Consider the following 21,556-nt stretch of genomic DNA (forward strand, 5'->3'; position numbering starts at 1 on the left):
GCCCGCCCCCCCGGCGGGGCGGGCGGGGCCGCCGGCCCCCCGGGGGGCCGCCCCCTCTTCCCGCCCCCGGGTTTCGGGCCCCCGCCGCACCCGGGGGCGCCGGTCAGTCGACCCCCTGTATCCGCCCCACCAGCCACGCCCCCGCCAGCCCGATCACCGCCGCCACCAGGTACAGGACCCGGTAGCCGCCGAGGTAGGTGACGATCGGCGCGGCGAGGGCGGGGGCCGCGACCTGGGGGAGGGAGTTGGCGACGTTGATGACGCCGAGGTCCTTGCCGCGGTCCAGGGCCTTCGGCAGGACGTCGGTCATCAGCGCGAAGTCCACGGAGGTGAAGACCCCGAAGCCGATGCCCAGCACCGCCGCGGCCACGATCGCGCCCGGCCAGGTCTGCCACACCGCGAGCAGCGCCGTCGCCGCCGCCATCAGCATCCCCGACCAGATCACGAACGGCTTGCGGCGGCCCGTCCGGTCCGACCAGACCCCGCCGACCACGACGGTCGCCATCAGCGTCACCCCGTTGACGGCGGTCAGGACCAGCACCCCCTGGTCGGGGTCGGCGTGGTGCAGGCGGTCGCGGAGGTAGTAGAGCAGGTACAGCAGCACCAGCGCGTTGCTGAGGTTGATCAGAAAGCGGGTCAGCCACGCCCAGCCCAGGTCGGGATACCGGCGCGGGCTGAGCCAGAAGCCCGCCAGGAAGCCCCGCCAGGACCACTCCGGCCGGTCCTGGGGCGCAAGCCGCAGATCCGGGTAGCGCAGCACGTACGGCAGGACGCCCAGCGCCGTGAACACCGCGCACGCCACATAGCCCGCCCCGACACCCCCCGCGGCCGTCGCCAGACCGGTGCCGCCGACCACGCCGAGGATCTGCGCGACCCCCAGCCAGCCGCCCACCGAGCCCCGCTGGAGCCTCGGCACCCGGTCCGGCACCGCCGCCGTGACCGCCGCGAACGCCGCGTTCAGGGTCAGCTGGACCAGGCACCAGCCCAGCATCATCGTCCCCATGCCGCCGGCGTCCGCGAGCAGCAGCAGGGACAGCGCCCCGCCCGCCGTCCCGGCGACGATCCACGGCGTACGGCGGCCCCAGCGGGACGTCGTACGGTCCGACAACGCGCCGAAGACCGGGTTCGCCGCGAGTGACGCCACCGCGCCGACGCCGGTCACCCACGCCAGCATCGTCTCCTTCGACATCCCGGAACCGGGCGCGAAGTCCTTGGCCTGGGAGGCGAGCAGGATCTGCAGCGGGCCGTACCAGCCCACCCAGATCGCCCCGTTGGCCAGCGACAGCGCCGACGTCCAGCCCCGGCCGACCCGCTCGACCGGCTCCGCCAGCGCGGCGGCGGGCTCCCGGAGCGTCGTCATCTCTGCGCCCGCAGCAGGTCCCGGTACCAGCCGTAGGAGGACTTCGGCGTCCGCTCCAGGGTCGCGTAGTCGACGTGGACCAGGCCGAAGCGGCGCGCGTACCCCTCCGCCCACTCGAAGTTGTCGAGGAGCGACCAGACGAAGTAGCCCCGCACGTCCACGCCGGCCTCGACCGCCCTGTGCAGCGCCCGGACATGACCGTCCAGGTAGGCGATGCGGTCCTGGTCGTCGACTCCCTCGTACGAGCAGCCGTTCTCGGTGATGACGACGGGCGGGAGGCGGTCGCCGTAGCGGTCGCGGAAGGCGGTGAGGACCTCGGTGAGGCCCTCGGGGACGACGGGCCAGCCGAAGTCGGTCACCGGAACGCCCTCGATCTCCCGTACCGAGAAGGGGAGTTCGGCGGGCATGGTGACCCCGCCGAACTCGGTCTCGGTGCCCTGCGGAGCGCCGACCAGGGTCGGGGAGTAGTAGTTCACGCCGTAGAAGTCGACCGGTTCGGCGATCACCTTCAGGTCGGACTCCACGTCCCCGGGCATCAGGTCGCCCATGCCGTCCGGGTAGGCGCCCAGGATGACGGGCTCGGCGAAGAGCCGGTTGAGGAGGATGTCGTAGAAGCCGGCCGCCTCCAGGTCGGCGCTCTCCTGGGAGGCCGGCCAGACCGGGCCGTGGGAGTTGGCGATGCCGACGTCGGTGGCGCCGGCCGCGCGCAGCGCCCGTACCGCGAGGCCGTGGGCGAGGAGCTGGTGGTGGGCCACCGGGAGCGCGTCGAAGAGCAGCTGCCGGCCGGGGGCGTGGGTGCCGAGGGCGTGGCCGAGCAGGGTGTGCTCGGCGGGCTCGTTGAGCGTGATCCACTTGGTGACGCGGTCGCCCAGCCGGTCGGCGACCACGCTGACGTGGTCCGCGAACCGGGCGGCGGTGTCCCGCTCCAGCCAGCCGCCCTCCTCCTGGAGGGCCACCGGCAGGTCCCAGTGGAAGAGGGTCGGGACCGGGCGGACGCCCGCCGCGCACAGCTCGTCCACCAGCCGGTCGTAGAAGTCCAGGCCGCCCGCCGCGCGGACCCGCGGCCAGGAGACGGAGAAGCGGTACGCGTCCACGCCGAGGCCGGCCAGGAGCGCCACGTCCTCGCGGTGGCGGTGGTAGTGGTCGCAGGCCACCGCCGCCGTCGAGCCGTCCTTGATCCGGCCCGGCTCCGCCTCGAACACGTCCCAGACGGACGGCTCCCGCAGGCCGGCCGCGCCCTCGATCTGATGGGCGGAGGTCGAGACTCCCCAGAGGAAGCCGTCGGGGAACCGGGGGAAGGGGTGCAGCGGATGGACCGCGTCTGTCGCCATGGCCGGGATCATCCTTACCCCCGGTAACATAAGTCAACGCCCGAGCGTGAACTACCCGTTACGGGCCCCGGTCACGCTCCCTCCTTCAACACCCGCGAGATCAGCTCGCGTTCGTCCTCGGACAGCCGCGGGTCGGCCGCGTACACCGTCCGTCCGTCCACCGTGATCTCGTAGCTGAACCCGTCCGGCACCCCGGGTACCGGCGTGCCCCGGCCGGCCGCGAGCGCGCGCTCGGCCAGGGCCTGCCACTCAGGGGCGTCGGGCCGGTCCGAGGTGTCCACCTCGGCCCGGCGCTCGATGCCCGCGAACCCGCCCGTGCGCCTCACCTGAATACGCATGGGTCCCTGTGTAGTACGGAAGCGGCCCGCGTGCACCCCCGCCCCCGTACGGTCAGCCGGCCTGCACCCCCACCTGGGCCCAGGCCTTGACGGTCGCCTCGCTCTCCTCGCCCGCCGCGTAGCGGGCCTTGGCCGCGGCGACCGTGAGCCTGGCGAAGTCCGCGAACGTGGCGTCCGACCGGAGCTCGCCGCCGGTGAGGACGTCGTACCAGATCTGCCCGGCCCGCTCCCAGGCGTTGCCGCCGAGGGCGGTGGCGAGCAGGTAGAAGGCGTGGTTGGGGATACCGGAGTTGATGTGCACACCGCCGTTGTCCCGGCTGGTCCGCACGTAGTGCTGCATGGTGGCCGGCTGCGGGTCCTTGCCGAGGCGCGGGTCGTCGTACGCCGTGCCCGGGGCCTTCATCGAGCGCAGCGCCACGCCGTGCACGCCGGGGGCGAGCAGGCCCTCGCCGATCAGCCAGTCCGCCTGGTCGGCGCTCTGGCCGAGGGAGTACTGCTTGATGAGCGAGCCGAAGACGTCGGAGACCGACTCGTTGAGCGCGCCGGACTGGCCGTAGTACTCCAGGTTCGCGGTGTACTGGGTGACGCCGTGCGTGAGTTCGTGGCCGATCACGTCCACGGAACTGGTGAAGTCGGTGAAGATCTGGCCGTCGCCGTCGCCGAACACCATCTGCTCGCCGTTCCAGAAGGCGTTGTCGTAGTCGACGTCGTAGTGGACGCTCGCGTCGAGCGGCAGCCCGCTGCCGTCGACGGAGTCGCGCCCGTACGCCTTCAGATACAGGTCGAAGGTGGCGCCGAGGCCGGCGTAGGCACGGTTGACGGTGGCGTCCTGGCCGGGCTCAGAGCCTTCCTGGCGGACCTCGGTGCCGGGGAGGTCGGTGCGGTGCCCGGCGTCGTAGATCGTGCGGTGCGGCTGCGCCGCCGCGGGCGCCGGGGTGGGCGCGGCGGCGACGGCGGTGCGGACCGCGGTGATCCGGCGGCGGGTGCGCTGGGCCGAGTCGTGCTGGAGGGTGCGCAGCGCGGAGTCGGCGAGTGCCTGGTCCTCGTGGGTGGCGAGGTGGTCGAGGATGTGCGGCGGCACGATGGTGCAGAAGACGGGCCTGTAGCCCCCGTTGGTCGTCATGCCCGGCACGATGGCACTGCGTGAGCAGCATGTCACTAGGTGCCACCATGATTGGTGAAATATGGGGATGGTTTCTTCTCGGTTGGTTGCTCTGTGTTATGTGGTGCGGGCTGTGGGTGGCTTGTCGCGCCCATGCGGCGCAGCCGCACCTGTCGCGGCCGCGCACCCGTGTGCGGCGCGTCGCAGTCCCGCATGCTGATACGGAACCGCTTGGTTTATTCGGCTCGGTTACAGTGGATCGCATCATGCGTTTCGGGCTGCTTCTTCTTAGCTGCCGCGGCGAGGGCCTGTAGTCCAGGTCGACTCCCTCCCCGCGGAGCTTCGCGTTGCGTCGTCGGCCGTCCTGAAGGACACCCACTAGGAGCCCCGTCATCATGGCGAACCGCCAGCAGCCCAGCACCATGCCGATCCACAAGTACGGCCGCTACGAGCAGGTGGACATCCCGGACCGCACCTGGCCGGACCAGCGGATCACCGTCGCTCCCCGCTGGCTCTCCACCGACCTGCGGGACGGCAACCAGGCCCTGATCGACCCGATGTCGCCCGAGCGCAAGCGCCGGATGTTCGACCAGCTGGTCAAGATGGGCTACAAGGAGATCGAGGTCGGCTTCCCCGCCTCCGGCCAGACCGACTTCGACTTCGTGCGCTCGATCATCGAGGAAGAGGGCGCGATCCCGGACGACGTGACCATCTCCGTACTGACCCAGGCCCGCGAGGACCTGATCGAGCGGACGGTCGAGTCGCTGAAGGGCGCCAGGCGGGCCACCGTCCACCTGTACAACGCGACCGCCCCCGTCTTCCGCCGCGTGGTGTTCCGCGGCTCCAAGGACGACATCAAGCAGATCGCCGTCGACGGCACGCGGCTGGTGATGGAGTACGCGGAGAAGCTGCTGGGCCCCGAGACCGAGTTCGGCTACCAGTACTCGCCGGAGATCTTCACCGACACCGAGCTGGACTTCGCGCTGGAGGTCTGCGAGGCGGTCATGGACGTCTACCAGCCGGGGCCGGGCCGCGAGATCATCCTCAACCTGCCGGCCACGGTGGAGCGGTCGACGCCGTCCACGCACGCCGACCGCTTCGAGTGGATGCACCGCAACCTCTCCCGCCGCGAGCACGTCTGCATCTCCGTCCACCCGCACAACGACCGCGGCACGGCCGTCGCCGCTGCCGAGCTGGCGCTGATGGCCGGCGCCGACCGCGTCGAGGGCTGCCTGTTCGGGCAGGGCGAGCGGACCGGCAACGTCGACCTGGTCACCCTGGGCATGAACCTGTTCTCGCAGGGCGTCGACCCGCAGATCGACTTCTCCGACATCGACGAGATCCGTCGCGTGTGGGAGTACTGCAACCAGATGGAGGTCCACCCGCGCCACCCGTACGTGGGCGACCTGGTCTACACGTCCTTCTCCGGCTCCCACCAGGACGCCATCAAGAAGGGCTTCGACGCCATGGAGGCCGACGCGGCCGCGAAGGGCGTCACCGTCGACGACATCGAGTGGGCGGTGCCCTACCTGCCGATCGACCCGAAGGACGTCGGCCGCTCCTACGAGGCGGTCATCCGGGTCAACTCGCAGTCCGGCAAGGGCGGTATCGCGTACGTCCTGAAGAACGACCACAAGCTGGACCTGCCGCGCCGGATGCAGATCGAGTTCTCGAAGATCATCCAGGCCAAGACGGACGCCGAGGGCGGCGAGGTCACCGGCGCCGACATCTGGGCGGTCTTCCAGGACGAGTACCTGCCGAACCCGGACAACCCCTGGGGCCGCATCCAGGTCCGCACCGGCCAGTCGACCACCGACACCGACGGTGTGGACACCCTCACCGTCGAGGCGGTCGTCGACGGCGAGAACACCGTCCTGACCGGTTCCGGCAACGGCCCGATCTCCGCGTTCTTCGACGCGCTGCAGAGCCTGGGCATCGACGTGCGGCTCCTGGACTACCAGGAGCACACGATGAGCGAGGGCGCCTCCGCGCAGGCCGCCTCCTACATCGAATGCGCGATCGACGGCAAGGTTCTGTGGGGTATCGGCATCGACGCGAACACGACGCGTGCGTCGCTGAAGGCGGTCGTCTCCGCCGTCAACCGCGCGGCCCGCTAACCACTCTGACCGGCGGTTTCGGGGCCCTGATCAGCTCTCGTGGCGATCAGGGCCCCGTCGTTTCCCGGCCATCTCGCCGCACAGGTCACGGACTGGTCTCGTACGGGGTACTGACTCCGGCTCCTCCATGTGGCTAACATCACGCCAGCGGTGGCGATGTTGCCACGGCGTTACGGAGGTGCGACGTGCTGCCAGTACGGGGACGAGACTGCCGAACCGCCAGGCCTGCCCGCATCCTGGGCACCCGCACCGCGTGGACACCCGTGGGCGACGGCGAGTTCTTCTGCCCCGGCTGCGGCGGCGACCGCAACTACCAACGGCTCACCGGCCGTCGCCGCTTCACCCTGCTCGGCGTGCCGGTGCTGCCGCGCGGCACCACCGGGCCGGTCGTGGAGTGCGCCGCCTGCCGTCACCACTACGGCACCGACGTCCTCGACCACCCCACCACCTCCCGCTTCTCGGCGATGCTCCGCGACGCCGTGCACACCGTCGCCCTCGCGGTCCTCGCCGCGGGCGGCACCTGCTCCCGCGCCTCCCTGGAGGCGGCGGCGGGCGCGGTCCGCGCGGCCGGCTTCGAGGAGGTCACGGAGGAGCAGCTGAGCGCGCTCGTCGAGGCCGTCGTCGCCGACACCGGGCGGGTCTTCGAGCAGCCGTACCGCGCGAGCCTGGCGATAGAGCTGCACGAGGCCCTGGACCCGCTGGCCCCGCATCTCGCCCCCGTGGGCCGCGAGGCACTGCTCCTCCAGGCCGCCCGGATCGCGCTCGCCGACGGCCCCTACACCAACGCCGAACGCGAGGTTCTCGGCACGGTCGGCGCGGCCCTGACCATCTGCGCCGACGACGTCAGCCGCCTCCTGGCAGCGGCCCGCCTCCCGTCCTGACCCCGCCCGCCGCCCGGCCGCGCACGGTCGTGAGCCCCGGTCGCCCCGAGCATCGGTCGCCCTGAGCGCCGGCCGTCCCGCAGCCGCGTCCCGCCCCGGCGTTCTTGCGGGACGCCGGGGGAATTTTCCGGTACGCGTGGCGTGTCCGCGGCGCGCGGCCGGGGAATTCCGGTGCATGACGCGAGAGTTCGGCACCGGCCGGCAGGCTGGGGATTCCTGGTGCGGACGCGAGATCTCCGGGACGCGACGGTGTGCGCGGCCACGGGGATGCGCGGTTCCCGGCGGTGGACAAGGGGGAGCGCATGAGGTCAGGCGTGCGCTGGATGCTGGTCGTCGTGCTGAGCGTGGTGGCGTTCGCGGCCGTGTTCTGGCTGTTCTACGTGGTGCACGTCCCGTCGCTGCCGGCCTCCGACGGCGACCGGGTCGCGGTGGGAGTGGCCGCCGCGACCGTCGCCGCCACCGTCGGCGGCACCTGGGGCGCCTGGTGGGCGCCCCGTGCCGACCGGCCCGCCGCCGACCCGGGGCCGGACGCGGTGCGCCTGGAGCTGCCGCGCGCCACCGTCACCGTGACCGGCGCCGCCCCGGCCGCCGAACCCGCTCCGCCGCGCGTCCGGATGGGCGACCTGCCGCGTGAGCCGGTCGGCTTCCAGCCGCGCAGCGAGCTCCTCGCCGAACTGACCGGTGTCGCCGCCCGGCACGATCTCACCGTGGTCCACGCGGTCACCGGCGCCCGGGGTGTCGGCAAGACCCAGCTGGCCGCCGCGTACGCGCGGCGCCGGATCGAGGACGGGTGGCCCGTCGTGGCCTGGATCACCGCCGAGAACAGCGGGCAGCTCACCTCGGGCCTGGCCGAACTCGCCGACCAGCTCGGGGTACGGCAGGCCGGGGACGACACGGTGCGGGCCGCGCGGGCGGCCCTCACCTGGATCCGCCGCAACCCGCAACACCGCTGCCTGCTGGTGCTGGACAACGCCACCGACCCCGACGAGGTGAGCCGCTGGCTGCCCACTCCGGGGCACGCCCAGGTGGTGGTGACGGCCACCTCCCGGGCCTTCGAGTACCTGGCCGCGGCCCGGGTCGACGTCACCGTGTTCACCGAGGAGGAGGCCCTGGCCTTCCTGCGCGAACGCGTGGGCCCGGACGACGACGGCGCGGCCGAACTCGCCGCCGAACTGGGGCGGCTGCCCCTGGCACTGGCCCAGGCCGCCCACGTCATCCGGTCCCGCGGCACCGGATACCGCCCGTACCTGGCGCGGCTGCGCGGCTATCCGCTGGACGCGGTGCTGGAGAAGGTGCCCGGGGAACGCTACCCGCACCGGCTGGCCGAGGCGGTGCTGCTCGCCGTGGAACAGGCCGAGCAGGCGGGGCCGCCCGGCGCGGTGCGGATCGTCCTGGAGATCCTTTCGGTGCTGTCCCCGGCCGGTGTCCCCCGGGAACTGCTGCACGGAGCCGCCCGGGAGGCGGGCGTCGAGGATCCGACTGCCGTGGCGGACGCTCTCGGCACGCTGTTCCAGGCCTCGCTCGCCACCGACACCGGCACGGACGCCCCCAGCCTGCACCGGCTGGTGCAGCGGGTGGTGCGCGAACGCGCGGGCGCGGCCCTCGGACCGGTCGCCGCCGCGGTCGCCCGGCACCTGGCGGAGGTCCGCGTCCCCGCCCAGGACGCCTGGGAAGGAAGGGAGTTCGCGAGCCAGCTCGTCGACCAGATCGACGCCCTCTGGGCCGTCCTGCGGGACGCACCCGCCGCCTGGCCCCCGGACCTGTGGACCGACCTGGTGCTGCTGCGCCGCTGGGCGGCCTACGGCCATCTCCGCCACGTCGGCTCCACCACGAGGGCGCTGGAACTCGCCGTACGCACCCGCGCCGACTGCGAGGCGGCCCTGGACGAGGACGCGCCCGCGGTGCGGCACGCCCTGGAGCTGGAGGGCGACATGTACTCGGCCGCCCGCCGCAGCGAGCAGGCGGTCACCGCCTACGTCAGACGACTGGCACTCGCCGAACGCCGGCTCGCCCCCGACGACCCCGGCCTCGCCCAGGCCCGCCGCGACCTCGCCGGGGCCTACCTCGACAGCGGACGCTACGAGCGCGCCCTCCCGATGTACGAGGAACTGGAACGGGATGCCCGGCGCCGGTACGGCCCCGACCACGAGGAGACCCGCGAGGCGCTGGACTCCCTGGCGAACGCCTATGCGACGGCGGGCCGGCACCGCGAGGCGGTGAGCGTGGTGGAACGGCTGGCGGACGTGCTCGGCGGCGCCGGCCCGTCGGCGGGCGGCCCGGACTCGCTGCGCGGTCTCGCGGACGCCTATCACGCGGTCGACGAGGCGGAGGAGGGGGTGGCGGTGCTGCGCCGGTATGTCGAGGAGTGCCGGCTCGCCCATGGACCCGCCGCCCGGGAGACGCTGCTGGCCCGTGACCGGCTCGCCCGGCACTGCTCGGACGCCAGGCTCCACGCCGAGGCCGTCACCCTGGCGCGTGAGACCGTGGCCGACGCCGAGGACGCGTTCGGACCACGCGCGGCCGACACCCTCCGGGTCCGCGACACATTGGCCTACTGTCTCCAGGCGGCCGACCAGGACCAGGAGGCCAATGACCTCTACCGGCGCCTGATCGCGGACGAGACGGCGGTGTACGGCGCCGAGCACACCGACGTCCTGCGCGCCCGACGCCAGCTCGTGTGGTCCCTGGACCAGTCGATCCGTCACCGCGAGGCCTACGAGGAGAACCGGGCCCTGGCCGCGGACCACGAACGCGTCCTCGGCGCCGAGGACCCGGCCACGCTGGACGTGCGCTACGCCCACATCGGCCTGTGCGTGCGTCACGGACGCGTCGAGGAGGCCGTGGACCGGGCCCGTGAACTCCTCGCCGACAACCAACGGCTGTGCGGCCCGCGCGACCCGCAGACCTTCCAGGTCGGCCTGGCCCTCGCCGACGCCCTCGTCGCGGCCGGCCGCCACGCGGAGGCGGAGGAACTGCTGCGCGACACGGTGCGGGAGGCGGAGCACGCGCTCAGCCCGGACCACCCCAAGGTGTTCGCGGCCCGGGCGCGGCTGGCCGAACTGCTGCTCACCACCGGCGGTCTCCGGGAGGCGAAGGAGCTGCGGGAACGGACCGTCGCCGAGTACACCCGGCTCTACGGGGAGGACCACCTCAACGTGGTCTGGGCCCGAGTCGACCTGGCCGGCGCGCTTGAGTGCAATGAGGAGTACGAGGCGATGCTGACCCTGCAGCGCCGGATCACGGCAGACGTGACCCGGCGGTGGGGCGAGGACCACCCGGCCACCCTGCTGGCCCGCCGTCAGCTGGCCTGGGCCTGCGACCGGGCCGGGCGGTACGAGGAGGAAATGGTGCTGGCCGAAAGGGGTGTGGCGGATCACGACCGGCACTACGGAGCCGGCTCCCTGCTCGCCGTGATCGTCCGTCAGGAGCTGGTCCGGGCCCTGCTGCGGACCGGGCACCGGCGGGCGTTCCGCCGGCGGCTCACACGGCAGCTCCACACCCGGCTGCGCAGGGAACTGGGGGGCGAACACCCCCTCACCATCGGCGCTCTGGAGGACATGGCCCGGGACCTGCGGGCGGCTCAGCGGCGGCTGAAGGCCCTGCGACTGCGAGGGCGGGCGCTGCGCGCCTGGGAAGCCCGGTCCGGACCCTGGAGCAGGGACACTGTCCGCGCCTGCCGCATGCTCGGCGCCGCCAACGTCTCGGTGGGTCTGGTGTGGCGCAACGCCGCCGTGCAGAAGCGGCTTCTCGACGACCTGACGGACCACTTCGGCCCGGACCACGAGACGACCCTGACCCAGGGGGACTGGTGGATCTACGCCCTGCGCACCACGGGCCGCTGGCGCCGGGCACGGCAGACCGCGCGACTCCGCCTCGCCGCCTACGAGGGGCGGTACGGTCCCCGCCATCCCTGGACGCTGGCGGCCCGCCGTGTCGTCGCCTTCACCGACCGGTGGACCCTGCACCCACGCACCTCGCTGGCGGAGTACACGGCACTCGCCGAGGACCGCGCGCGGGTCCAGGGTGCGGACCACCCGCTGGCCGTGCGGGCCCGCTCCGACGTCGCCCTCGCCACCCTGTGGACCCTGCGCCCGCACCGCGCGCTGGTGCTCGCCGGCTCCGTGCTGGCCGACCACGTCGAGCGCCACGGTGCCGGCAGCCGCCAAGTCCGGTTGTTCCTGCGCTCCTACCTCCCGCTGTGCCTGTTCACCGGGGACCTGCGGCGGCTGCGCGCCGCTCTGCGCCACCGGCGTCCGCCGCACCGCACCTGACGGGCCGACAGGCCGGGTGACCCGTTCGGCTGTTGTGGGCGTGCGGGGAGGGTGGGCGGGTGGAGCATGGATGTGTGAGCCATGTGTCTCCTGTGACCTGTGCGAGCCGGATCTCCCTCGTCGCCGCCCTGCTGCTCGGGGCGTTCACGGCCGTGCCGCGGGCCTGGGCGGCCGCCGGCTGCGAGTCCTCCGTGCCGTACGTCTCCGGCGAGGGCGGGTACGCCCAGTACCGCATCCCGGCCGTCGTCCGCACCCCGCGCGGCACCCTGCTCGCCTTCGCCGAGGGCCGGCACAGCACCACCGGGGACAGCGGTGACATCGACGTCGTGCTGAGGCGTTCCAGCGACGGCGGCTGCACCTGGGACCCGCTCCGGGTGGTCGCCCGCGGCCGGGGGGACACCCGTGGCAACCCGGCGCCGGTGGTCGACCCGAGGAGCGGCCAGGTCGTCCTGGTGACCTCCTACAACGACGGCTCGGTGAGCGAGGCGCAGATCATGCGCGGCCAGGTCACCAGGGCGCAGAGCCGCCGGGTGTACGTGCAGCGCAGCGGCGACGACGGCCGCCGGTTCACCCGCCCGCGCGAGATCACCGCCGAGGTGAAACCCACCGGCTGGCGCTGGTACGCCACCGGCCCCGGCCACGCCGTCGCGCTGGTCCGGGGACCGCACCGGGGCCGCCTGGTCGTCGCCGCCGACCACTCCGCCGCCCCGCGGGCCGGTTCCGCCGACACCGGCCAGGAGGCCCGGTACTACGGCGGTCACGCGATCTACAGCGACGACGGCGGCCGCAGCTGGCACCTCGGCTTCGTCGACGACTCCTACACCGGCCACGACAACGCCAACGAGACTACCGCCGCCCAACTCCCCGACGGGCGGCTCTACTTCAACGCCCGCGACCAGAACGGCTCCAGCCCCGGCAACCGCCTGGAGGCCTGGTCGAGCGACGGCGGCGAGAGCCTGGACGCCGCCTTCACCGTCCAGGCGACCCTCGCCAGGGTCCCCGTGGTCGAGGGCTCGGTCCTCCAACTCGACGGCCAGGAAGGCCCCTTGCTCTTCTCGGCCCCCTCGGTCCCCACGGCCCGCACATCCCTGGCCCTGTGGACCAGCACGGACCAGGGCATCACCTTCGACCGGTTCCGCACCCTCTCCGACCAGAAGGCCGCCTACTCCGACCTGGTCCAGGTGGACCGCAGGACGGTGGGCGTGCTGTACGAGACGGGCACGCGGACGGCGTACGACACGATCGAGTTCCGGCGCGTCGCGGCACCCTGAGCGGTCCGCCCGGGAGACCGGGCAACCGAATCCGCCTCCGCGGTGGTCTGGAGGGCGAGGGGGTGGCTGATGCAGGCCGAACTAGAGGACCAGTTCCAGGAATTCGTCAGAGCACGGTGGTCGCACCTGGTGCGGACCGCCTATCTGCTCACCGGTGACCCGCACCATGCGGAGGACCTGACGCAGACCGCGCTGGCGAAGGCGTACCGGTCCTGGCGGCGCGTCTCCCGGACCGACCGTCCGGAGGCGTACGTCCGCCGCATGCTGGTCAGCTGCAACAGCGACCGGTTCCGCAAGCGCCGGGTCGCCGAGTCGCTGACCGACGCCCCGCCGGAGCGCGTGGGGCACGACGACGCCGTGTCCCGGGCCGACGAGCGCGGCACGCTGCTCGCGGCCCTGGCCCAACTGCCGCCCAGGCAGCGTGCGGTGGTGGTGCTGCGGTACTGGGAGGACCTGTCCGAGGGGGAGGTCGCCGAGGTGCTCGGCTGCTCCCCGGGCACGGTGAAGAGCCAGGCGTCCAAGGGCCTGGCGAAGTTGCGTACGTTTCCGGGACTCGCGCAGGCCATGAGCCACGCGACGCCCGCGCAGGGAGGCAGCAGGTGAGCGGTCAGAGTCAGGGCGGAGCGGCCGAGCCGGAGTTCGAGGACCAGGTGCGGGTACTGCTGGCCGGGGACGCGGCCCAGGTCCGGCCGTCCCCGGTGCCGTACCCGGAGATCCGCCGGCGGGGCGTGCTGGAGCGGCGGCGGCGCCTGGCCGTGGGCGGGGCGGCGCTGGCGGCGCTGGCGGCGGTGCCGGTCGGCGCGTACGCGCTGGGCGGCGGGACCACGACCAGCCCGGCCGGGCCCAGCCCCACCGTGGTCGCCAGTCCACGACCGGTCCTGACCGGCCCGACGACCCCGGCCGCCTCGGCCTCGGCGGCCACCCCGACGGCCCCGGACCCGACAGCCCAGAACCCGACGGCCCCGAACCCGACGGCGCCGGACCCGACGGCCGCCCCGACGGCCCCGGGCCGCCCGGCGTCCGCGGCGCACCAGCTGCTGGACGGGATCACCTTCGAGCAGGCGGCCGCCGGCCTCGGCAAGTGCCTCGACGACAACGAGGCGCACCGCTCGGCCAAGGACCCGACCTACACCGACCTCGGCAAGCCCGCCGACTACCGGATCGTCCTGGCGATGCGCAGCACCGGCGACTCCAACGCCCCCGGCGACGGCTACTTCGTGGTCGCGGTGCGCCAGAAGCCGGTGCCGGCCCGGCTCATCTGCACCGTCAAGGACGACGCGGCCTCCGGCCTGAACACCAGCATCGGCGACCCCTTCGGCGAGGCGAAGACGCCCGTGGTGCCGGACATGAACAGCGGCAAGCTGTACCAGCAGTCGGTCATCGACAAGGGCAACTGGAAACTGCCGTTCCGCTGGGGGATCATCGGCGGCTACCGCCCCTCGGTGACCCGGATGACCGTCAGCTACGGCGGCGGCGCGGGTGAGGTGGTCCTCGACCACGGCTGGTTCGTCGCCACCGGCACCCTGCACCGGCAGGTCACCGCGGCCCCGCACCTGAAGGGCTACGACGCGACGGGCAAGCTCGTCTACGACTCCGACCAGGACACGTCGTACGAGAGGACGCTGCCGTAGCCGCGGCGGCTCAGCCGGTGCCGCCCGCGTGCCGCAGGCCGGCGACCAGCCGGTCCGCGCAGTCCTCCGCCGGCGGTTCGCCGGGCGGCAGCAGGCGGTGGTGGCAGGCCGACCCGAGCCGGTCGTCCCGGTGGGGGCGTCATCGGCCCCGTCTGTGCGGTTTTACACCGTTCGCGCGTCTTGTGTTGCCGAGCCCGGGTCGCCCTCTTACGGTCGCGCTGGACGCAGGACGTCCGACGTCTCCTTTCCAGACCCCACGCTGGAGGTACCGTTGCGCGACCAGGCGATCCGTGGCCGCAGGGCGTTCCTGGCGCACGCCGGTGCGCTCGGCGCCGCGGCCGGTCTGCCGGCGTTGACGGCGTGCGGTCCGAAGTCCACGATCGACCTCGGCGGCGACGGCTCGGACCGCACCCTCACCGCGGTGATCGGCTACGGCAACGACGGCAGCTGGGATCCCACGCAGACGGCGTCCGCGTTCGCGATGGCCGCCAACAACCACATCTACGAGGGCCTGGCCGACACCGACCCGATCACCCGCGCCCCCTACCCGGCGCTGGCGACCCGGCTGCCCGCCGACCCGCACGCCACCACCTGGCGGTTCACCCTGCGTCCCGGCGCCACCTTCCACGACGGGAAACCGGTCACCGCCGACGACGTGGTCTTCGTCTTCGACCGGATCCTCGACCCGGGCACCCGCACCCTCGCCCAGGGCTTCTTCGCGAGCTGGCTCCAGGAGGCCCGCAGGGTCGACGCCCGGACCGTCGACCTGGTCCTGAGGTTCCCCTTCCCGGACGGGATCGCCCGCCTCACCCTCGCCAAGATCATGCCCAGGCACGTGTTCTCCCGGCCCGGCGCCTGGGACGACGCGATCAGGGGACTGGCGATCGGCTCGGGACCGTACCGCCAGAGCGGACACCACCCGAAGTCGAACACCACCTTCGCCGCGTACCCCCGCTACAACGGCCCCCGGCCGCCCGCCTTCCCCCGGATGAACTGGCTGACGATCGTCGACGCGGCCTCCCGGGTGGCCCGGATCTCCGGCGCCGGCGCCGGCGCACAGATCTCCGACAACATCCCCTACGCCAACATCCCCCGTCTGGAACAGGGCGGCCTGTCGGTCTGCGGGGCCGCCGGGATGAACAACGCGTTCCTGATGTTCAACACCCGGCACCCGCCCTTCGACGACGTCCGGGTCCGCCAGGCCCTGCACTACGCGATCGACAAGGCGCAACTCGTCGAGGTCGCCCTCAAGGGCCACGGAAGACCGGCGACCTCGTTCCTGGACGAGCGAAACCCCGCCTACCGCCGGGCGAGGACGGTCTACGACCACGACCCCGACCGCGCGACGTCGCTCCTCAGGGCGGCCGGGGTCACCGGCCTGCGCGTCGACCTGCTCGCCGTCGACGTGAGCTGGCTCGTCGACTGCCTGCCCACCATCAAGTCGTCCTGGGACGCGATCGGCGTCGCCACGACCCTGTCCCCGCAGGAGACCACGGCCGTGTTCACCAAGCTGGACCAGAAACAGGACTACCAGGTCGTCGCCGCCGTCTCGAACCCCAACCAGTTCGGCCTCGACGCCGACCTGATCATGCACTACAACTACGGCCCCGAGAACCTCTGGACGCGTTACGCCCGCTGGACCGACGACGCGGTCGCGAAGCGGCTCTTCAAGGACATGGACGCGGCCACCCGCGAACCCGACCCGGACCGGAAGCGGACGATGATCCAGGACTACCTCGACGTCGTCGCCGAACAGGCCGTCCTCTACCCGGTCGTCCACAACGAGCTGATCACCGCCTGGGACCCGCGCCGACTCACCGGGATAAGGGCCCAGCCCTACCCGGGCATCAACGTCCTCACCGCCCGGTGGGCCTGACGGCATGACCGCCGTCCTGCGCATCCTGCTGCGCCGCACCGCCCTGCTGGTGCCGCTGCTGCTCGGCATCGCCCTCTTCGTGTTCCTGGTGATGCGGTTCTCCGACGCCGACCCGGCCTCCGCGTTCTTCCAGGGCGCCAACCCCACACCCCGGCAGCTCCGCGACTTCCGCGAACGCAACGGCCTCCTCGACCCCCTGCCCCTGCGCTATGTCCACTTCGTCGGCGGCCTGCTCCACGGCGACCTCGGCACCAGCGCCCTCACCCGCACGCCGGTCCGCGACCAGATCCTCACCGCTCTGCCGCTCACCCTCCAGCTGACCTTTCTGGGCCTCGGCATCGCCGTCGTCCTGGCCCTCGCCGCGGGCGTCACCGCGGCCGTCCACCGCGACCGCCTGCCGGACCAGGTCATCCGCGTCCTCTCCCTGGTCGGGGTCGCCGCCCCCGCCTTCTGGCTGGCGCTGCTGATGATCCAGTACCTGGCCGTCGACCGCGGCTGGTTCCCGTCCGGCGGCTACATCAACCCCGAGGACTCCGTCACCGGCTGGCTGAGGACCATGGCCCTGCCCGCCCTCGCGCTCTCCCTCCCGGTGGCCGCCCAGCTCACCCGGATCGTCCGCACCTCGGTGGTCGAGGAACTCGACAAGGACCACGTCCGCACCGCCATCGGCAGCGGCCTGCCACCGCACGTCGTGGTCGGCCGCAACGTCCTGCGCAACGCCCTGGTCAACCCCCTGACCGTGCTGGGGCTGCGGGTCGGCTACCTGCTCGGCGGCGCCGTCGTCATCGAGACCGTCTTCGCCCTGCCCGGCATGGGCAAGCTGATGATCGACGCCGTGCAGAACGGCGACCCGGCCGTCGTCCAGGGCGTCGTCCTCACCACCGCGACCGGCTTCGTCGTCGTCAACCTCGTCATCGACATCCTCTGCCTCCTGGTGAACCCGCGTCTGAGGGAGGCGGCATGACGACGTCCACCCGCGCGGCCCGCACCGCCGCCCTCGCCCGTCCCGTCGGACGGCTGCGCAGGCTGCCGCCGCCGTCGAGGGCGGCCCTCGCCTTCCTCGCGGTGATCGTCCTGGTGGCGCTGTGCGCCCCCCTCCTCGCCCCCGACGACCCCCTCGCCCAGCAGGCCCCCGTCGACGGCACCGGCCACCCCTCGGCCGGCCACTGGATGGGCCAGGACAGCCTCGGCCGGGACATCCTCAGCAGGCTCATGTACGGCGCCCGCTGGTCCCTCGCCATCGGCCTCGGCGCGACCGCCCTCGCCCTGCTCGCCGGCACCCTCCTCGGGGCCCTCGCGGCGACCTCCCGCCGGGCCGTCGACGAGACCCTGATGCGCTGCCTGGACGTGGTGATGGCGTTCCCCGGCATCGCCCTGGCCGCCGTCCTGGTCGCCGTCTTCGGCGGCGGGATCACCGTCCTGATCTGCGCGATCGCCTTCCTGTTCACGCCGCCCGTGGCCCGCGTCGTCCGGGCGAACGTCCTCGACCAGTACGGCGAGGACTACGTCACCGCGGAACGTGTGATCGGTGCCCGCACCCCGCACATCGTCCTGCGCCACGTGGCGGTCAACTGCCTCGCCCCGATCCTCGTCTTCTGCACGGTCCAGGTCGCCGAGGCCATCGTCTTCGAGGCGTCCCTGTCCTTCGTCGGCGCCGGCGTACGCCCGCCCGCCCCCTCCTGGGGCAGCGTCATCGCGGACGGCAGGAACATGGTCCTCACGGGAGGCTGGTGGGCCACCCTCTTCCCCGGCCTGCTGATCCTGTGCACGGTCCTCGCCCTGAACATCCTCTCCGAGGGCGTCTCGGACGCCTGGGCGTCCCCGGCGGGGAGGGAGACGGAGCCGGCGGAGCCCGCGGAGGTACCTGAGCCGGGGGAGGCCCCGGAGCTGCCGTCCCTGACCGAGGCGGCCGACCGGCTACGACGGCGCGCCCGTCCGCTGCCCTCCCGCGAGGGACCTCCGGTCCTGTCCGTGCAGAACCTCACGATCTCCTTCCCGGACCGCCACCGGGGCGTGAACATCGTCAACGGCATCAGCTTCGACCTTCACCCGGGCGAAGTCCTCGGCCTGGTGGGGGAGTCGGGCTGCGGAAAGTCCCTGACGGCCCTGACGATCATGGGTTTGCAGCCGAGGACCGCGCGGGTAGCGGGCCGAATCGATTTCCACGCCGGTGAAGCAACGCGCCCCAAAGGGGCGCGGGGCAGTACCGGACATGCGGCTACCGCCGCGCGGGCGCGACCAGCCCCCACCGGCCCGCAGCCGCCCGTCGACCTCACCACCCCCCACCGCCGCCTCCTCGGCCACGAGATCGCGATGGTCCACCAGGACGCCCTGTCCTCCCTGAACCCCTCCATGACCGTCAACGCCCAGCTGAAACAGCTGACCAGACGCGGCGGCCGGCACACCCCGGCCCACCTCCTCACCCTCGTCGGCCTCGACCCCACCGGCACGCTCCGCAGATACCCCCACGAACTCTCCGGCGGCCAGCGCCAACGCGTCCTCATCGCGATGGCCCTCTCCCGCGACCCCCGTCTGATCATCGCCGACGAGCCGACCACCGCCCTGGACGTCACCGTCCAGGCCCAGGTGATGGAGCTCCTCCTCCGGCTCCGCGAGGAACTCGGCTTCGCGCTGATCCTCGTCTCCCACGACCTCGCCCTGGTCGCCGACGTCACCGACCGGGTGGCGGTGATGTACGGCGGCCAGCTCGTCGAGACCGGCGTCACCGCCGATCTGATCGGCACCCCGACCCACCACTACACGCGCGGCCTGCTCGGCAGCGTGCTGTCGCTGGAGTCCGGGGCCGACCGGCTGACCCAGATCGGCGGCGTGGTGCCGTCCCCGGCGGACTTCCCGGCGGGCTGCCGCTTCAGCGACCGCTGCCCGGCGGCGAGCGAGGTCTGCCGTACGACGCCCCCGGCCCTCGTCGGCACCCCCACCCACACCGCGGCCTGCCACCACCCGGCCGTCGACCTGGTGCGCACCGGGGCGGTGTCATGAGCGCGGTGGAGCTGACCGGCGTCCACGTGGTGCACAGGGCCCGCGGCCGGGGCCTGTTCGGCCGGGACCGGGTGTACGCGCTGACCGGCGCCGACCTCACCGTGGCGCCCGGCGAGACGGTCGGGGTGGTCGGCGAGTCGGGGTGCGGGAAGTCGACGCTGGCGAAGGTGCTGGTCGGCATCGAGCGGCCGACCGGCGGCACGGTCGCCTTCCACGGCCGGGACCTGTGGGCGATGCCGCCCGCCGAACGCCGGACGGCAGTCGGCGCGGGCACCGGCATGATCTTCCAGGACCCGTCGACGGCCCTCAACCGACGGCTGCCCGTCCGCCGCATCCTGCGCGACCCGCTGGACGTCCACGAGCGCGGCACGAAGGCCGAACGCGAGGAACGGGTCCGGGAGCTGATGGGGCTCGTCGGACTGCCCCGGGCCCTCGCCGAGGCCCTGCCCGGCCAGCTCTCCGGCGGCCAGCGCCAGCGCGTCGCGATCGCCCGCGCCCTCGCCCTGGACCCCGGCCTGGTGGTGGCGGACGAACCGACCAGCGCGCTGGACGTCTCGGTCCGCGCCCAGATCCTCAACCTCCTGCTGGACCTGCGCGAACGTCTCGGTCTCGCCCTCGTCCTCGTCTCCCACGACATCCAGACGGTACGGCGGATGAGCGACCGTGTGATCACCATGTACCTGGGGCGGATCGTCGAGGACACCCCGGCCGCGGACGTCACCGGCCACGCCCGGCACCCGTACACCCGGGCCCTGTTCTCGGCCACGCCGGGACTGCTCGACCCGGTCGATCCCGTCCCGCTCACCGGCCCGGTCCCGTCGGCTGTCCGGCCGCCGTCCGGGTGCCCGTTCCGGACCCGCTGCTGGCGGGCGGACGACGCGTGTGCCCTCCGCATGCCTGACTTCACGGCCGCGTCACGGCCCGGTCACCGCTACCGCTGTCACCACCCGGTGGATCCTGGGGAGGAGGACCAGCCGAGCCACCGCCTGCCCAGGGAGACCGCATGACCCTGTCCGCCTCGCTGACCGGTGTCGTACCGCCCGTCTGCACACCCCTGACACCGGACCGCGAGGTGGACGTCGCCTCCCTGCGCAGGCTCGTCGACCATCTGACGGCGGCCGGGGTGGACGGCCTGTTCGTCCTCGGCTCGACCTCCGAGGCGGCGTACCTGACGGACCGGCAGCGCCGGCTGGTCACCGAGACCGTGGTCTCCCACGTGGCCGGCCGGCTCCCCGTCCTGGCCGGCGTCATCGACATGACCACACCCCGGGTCCTGGACCACGTCGCCGCCGTCAGCGCGGCGGGCGCGGACGCCGTCGTCGTCACCGCCCCCTTCTACACGCGCACCCACCCCGCCGAGATCGCCCGCCACTTCCGCCTGGTCGCCGACCGGTCCCCGGTCCCGGTGATCGCCTACGACATCCCGGTCGCCGTGCACACCAAACTCCCCGCCGGCCTGGTCCTGGAACTGGCCGCCGACGGCGTGCTGGCCGGGCTGAAGGACTCCAGCGGCGACCTGGCGGGCTTCCGCGAGGTCGTCACCGGCAGCAGGGGCCTGTCCGGCTTCAGCGCGCTGACCGGGTCCGAACTGACCGTCGACTCCGCCCTCGCGCTGGGCGCCGACGGGGCGGTGCCGGGCCTCGCCAACGTCGACCCGGACGGCTACGTGCGCCTGGTCCGGCTCTGCCGCGCGGGCGACTGGGAGCGGGCGCGGGCGGAACAGGAGCGGCTGTGCGGCCTCTTCCGGATGATTGGCGTCGGGGACCCGGCCCGGATGGGCGCCGGCTCCGCGGCGCTCGGGGCGTTCAAGGCGGCGCTGCACCTGCGCGGGGTGATCGACTGCCCGGCCACGGCCGAACCCCAGGTGCCCCTGACGCAGGAGGAGACCGAGTGCGTGGCGAAGTACCTCGCGGGCGCGGGGCTGATGTAGCGGCCGCCCGGAACCCGGGACAGACTCCGGCCGAGTCTAGGCACGCGGCGCCACACCGGTGATGCGAAGCGTGAAACTCGAAGGGGCGGGGGAGCCAGGTGAGGTGAACGCGATGAACCTCCCCATCGGCTCCTGCGCCGTCGACACCCGCACCGGACGGCTGGGCATCGTCATGGGGCACGAGGGCCCCTACGTGCAGTTGCGGCCGTACGGGGGAGGACGGGAGTGGGACGTCCACCCGGACGCCGTGCGCGTCGCCACCCGGGCCGAACGGCTGGGCGCCGCCGCCTCCCACGCCGACGCCCGCGCCCGGGGCGAGGCCCGCTGAAGCTTCCCTCGCCCGACACTCCGGCCCGGCGGCAGGGCAGAATGGGCCCATGAGCCTGATCCGCGACGCCGGCATCGCGCCACGCACCCAGAAGCCGGGCGAGGCGGACCGCATCATGCT

Annotated in this window: 16 protein-coding genes; 12 read left to right on the top strand and 4 right to left on the bottom strand. The window is 73.2% G+C overall.

Annotation, left to right across the window (positions count from 1 at the left end):
• Positions 1–103 precede the first annotated feature (103 nt).
• The 4 genes from AB0M11_RS26050 to AB0M11_RS26065 all read right to left on the bottom strand — a co-directional run bounded on the left by AB0M11_RS26050 (position 104) and on the right by AB0M11_RS26065 (position 4,152).
• Positions 104–1,360, bottom strand: coding sequence for an MFS transporter (locus AB0M11_RS26050; RefSeq protein WP_365709466.1), 1,257 nt, complete (start codon positions 1,358–1,360; stop codon positions 104–106).
• Complete coding sequence (locus AB0M11_RS26055) at positions 1,357–2,691, bottom strand: GH1 family beta-glucosidase (protein WP_365709468.1); 1,335 nt, start codon at positions 2,689–2,691, stop codon at positions 1,357–1,359. Before AB0M11_RS26055 ends, AB0M11_RS26050 begins: the two co-directional genes overlap by 4 nt.
• Before the next feature lie 71 nt (positions 2,692–2,762).
• A complete protein-coding gene (locus tag AB0M11_RS26060; RefSeq protein ID WP_365709470.1) occupies positions 2,763–3,029 on the bottom strand; it encodes a protealysin inhibitor emfourin in 267 nt (88 codons plus the stop codon).
• 52 nt (positions 3,030–3,081) lie between these two features.
• Positions 3,082–4,152 (bottom strand): M4 family metallopeptidase, encoded by a 1,071-nt coding sequence (locus AB0M11_RS26065; RefSeq protein WP_365709472.1) that lies wholly within the window; start codon positions 4,150–4,152, stop codon positions 3,082–3,084.
• Between the two features lie 374 nt (positions 4,153–4,526).
• Between AB0M11_RS26065 and leuA the strand changes: the two genes are divergently transcribed.
• The 12 genes from leuA to AB0M11_RS26125 all read left to right on the top strand — a co-directional run bounded on the left by leuA (position 4,527) and on the right by AB0M11_RS26125 (position 21,436).
• Positions 4,527–6,248 (top strand): 2-isopropylmalate synthase, encoded by a 1,722-nt coding sequence (leuA, locus tag AB0M11_RS26070; RefSeq protein WP_365709474.1) that lies wholly within the window; start codon positions 4,527–4,529, stop codon positions 6,246–6,248.
• Between the two features lie 185 nt (positions 6,249–6,433).
• Positions 6,434–7,129: a TerB family tellurite resistance protein gene (locus tag AB0M11_RS26075; RefSeq protein ID WP_365709476.1), complete on the top strand. Its 696-nt coding sequence runs from the start codon at positions 6,434–6,436 to the stop codon at positions 7,127–7,129.
• 302 nt (positions 7,130–7,431) lie between these two features.
• Complete coding sequence (locus AB0M11_RS26080) at positions 7,432–11,400, top strand: tetratricopeptide repeat protein (RefSeq protein WP_365709479.1); 3,969 nt, start codon at positions 7,432–7,434, stop codon at positions 11,398–11,400.
• Between the two features lie 92 nt (positions 11,401–11,492).
• Positions 11,493–12,671: a sialidase family protein gene (locus AB0M11_RS26085; RefSeq protein WP_365709546.1), complete on the top strand. Its 1,179-nt coding sequence runs from the start codon at positions 11,493–11,495 to the stop codon at positions 12,669–12,671.
• A 69-nt stretch (positions 12,672–12,740) separates the two neighbouring features.
• Positions 12,741–13,274 (top strand): SigE family RNA polymerase sigma factor, encoded by a 534-nt coding sequence (locus tag AB0M11_RS26090; protein ID WP_365709481.1) that lies wholly within the window; start codon positions 12,741–12,743, stop codon positions 13,272–13,274.
• Positions 13,271–14,302 carry a hypothetical protein gene (locus tag AB0M11_RS26095; RefSeq protein ID WP_365709483.1) on the top strand — a complete coding sequence of 344 codons (1,032 nt, stop codon included), beginning with the start codon at positions 13,271–13,273 and terminating at the stop codon, positions 14,300–14,302. Before AB0M11_RS26090 ends, AB0M11_RS26095 begins: the two co-directional genes overlap by 4 nt.
• Positions 14,303–14,573: 271 nt before the next feature.
• Positions 14,574–16,178 (top strand): ABC transporter substrate-binding protein, encoded by a 1,605-nt coding sequence (locus tag AB0M11_RS26100; protein WP_365709485.1) that lies wholly within the window; start codon positions 14,574–14,576, stop codon positions 16,176–16,178.
• Between the two features lie 4 nt (positions 16,179–16,182).
• Positions 16,183–17,142 carry an ABC transporter permease gene (locus AB0M11_RS26105; protein ID WP_365709487.1) on the top strand — a complete coding sequence of 320 codons (960 nt, stop codon included), beginning with the start codon at positions 16,183–16,185 and terminating at the stop codon, positions 17,140–17,142.
• On the top strand, positions 17,139–19,178 hold the full coding sequence (locus AB0M11_RS26110; RefSeq protein ID WP_365709489.1) for a dipeptide/oligopeptide/nickel ABC transporter permease/ATP-binding protein: 2,040 nt from the start codon (positions 17,139–17,141) through the stop codon (positions 19,176–19,178). The genes AB0M11_RS26105 and AB0M11_RS26110 overlap by 4 nt, the downstream gene beginning before the upstream one ends.
• Positions 19,175–20,185: an ABC transporter ATP-binding protein gene (locus AB0M11_RS26115; protein WP_365709491.1), complete on the top strand. Its 1,011-nt coding sequence runs from the start codon at positions 19,175–19,177 to the stop codon at positions 20,183–20,185. The genes AB0M11_RS26110 and AB0M11_RS26115 overlap by 4 nt, the downstream gene beginning before the upstream one ends.
• Entirely contained in the window at positions 20,182–21,108 is a 927-nt protein-coding gene (locus AB0M11_RS26120; protein WP_365709493.1) for a dihydrodipicolinate synthase family protein, read from the top strand. The genes AB0M11_RS26115 and AB0M11_RS26120 overlap by 4 nt, the downstream gene beginning before the upstream one ends.
• Before the next feature lie 112 nt (positions 21,109–21,220).
• A complete protein-coding gene (locus AB0M11_RS26125) occupies positions 21,221–21,436 on the top strand; it encodes a hypothetical protein (protein WP_365709495.1) in 216 nt (71 codons plus the stop codon).
• Positions 21,437–21,556: the final 120 nt, after the last annotated feature.

Source organism: Streptomyces sp. NPDC051987 (assembly GCF_040680735.1).
Lineage (GTDB): Bacteria > Actinomycetota > Actinomycetes > Streptomycetales > Streptomycetaceae > Streptomyces.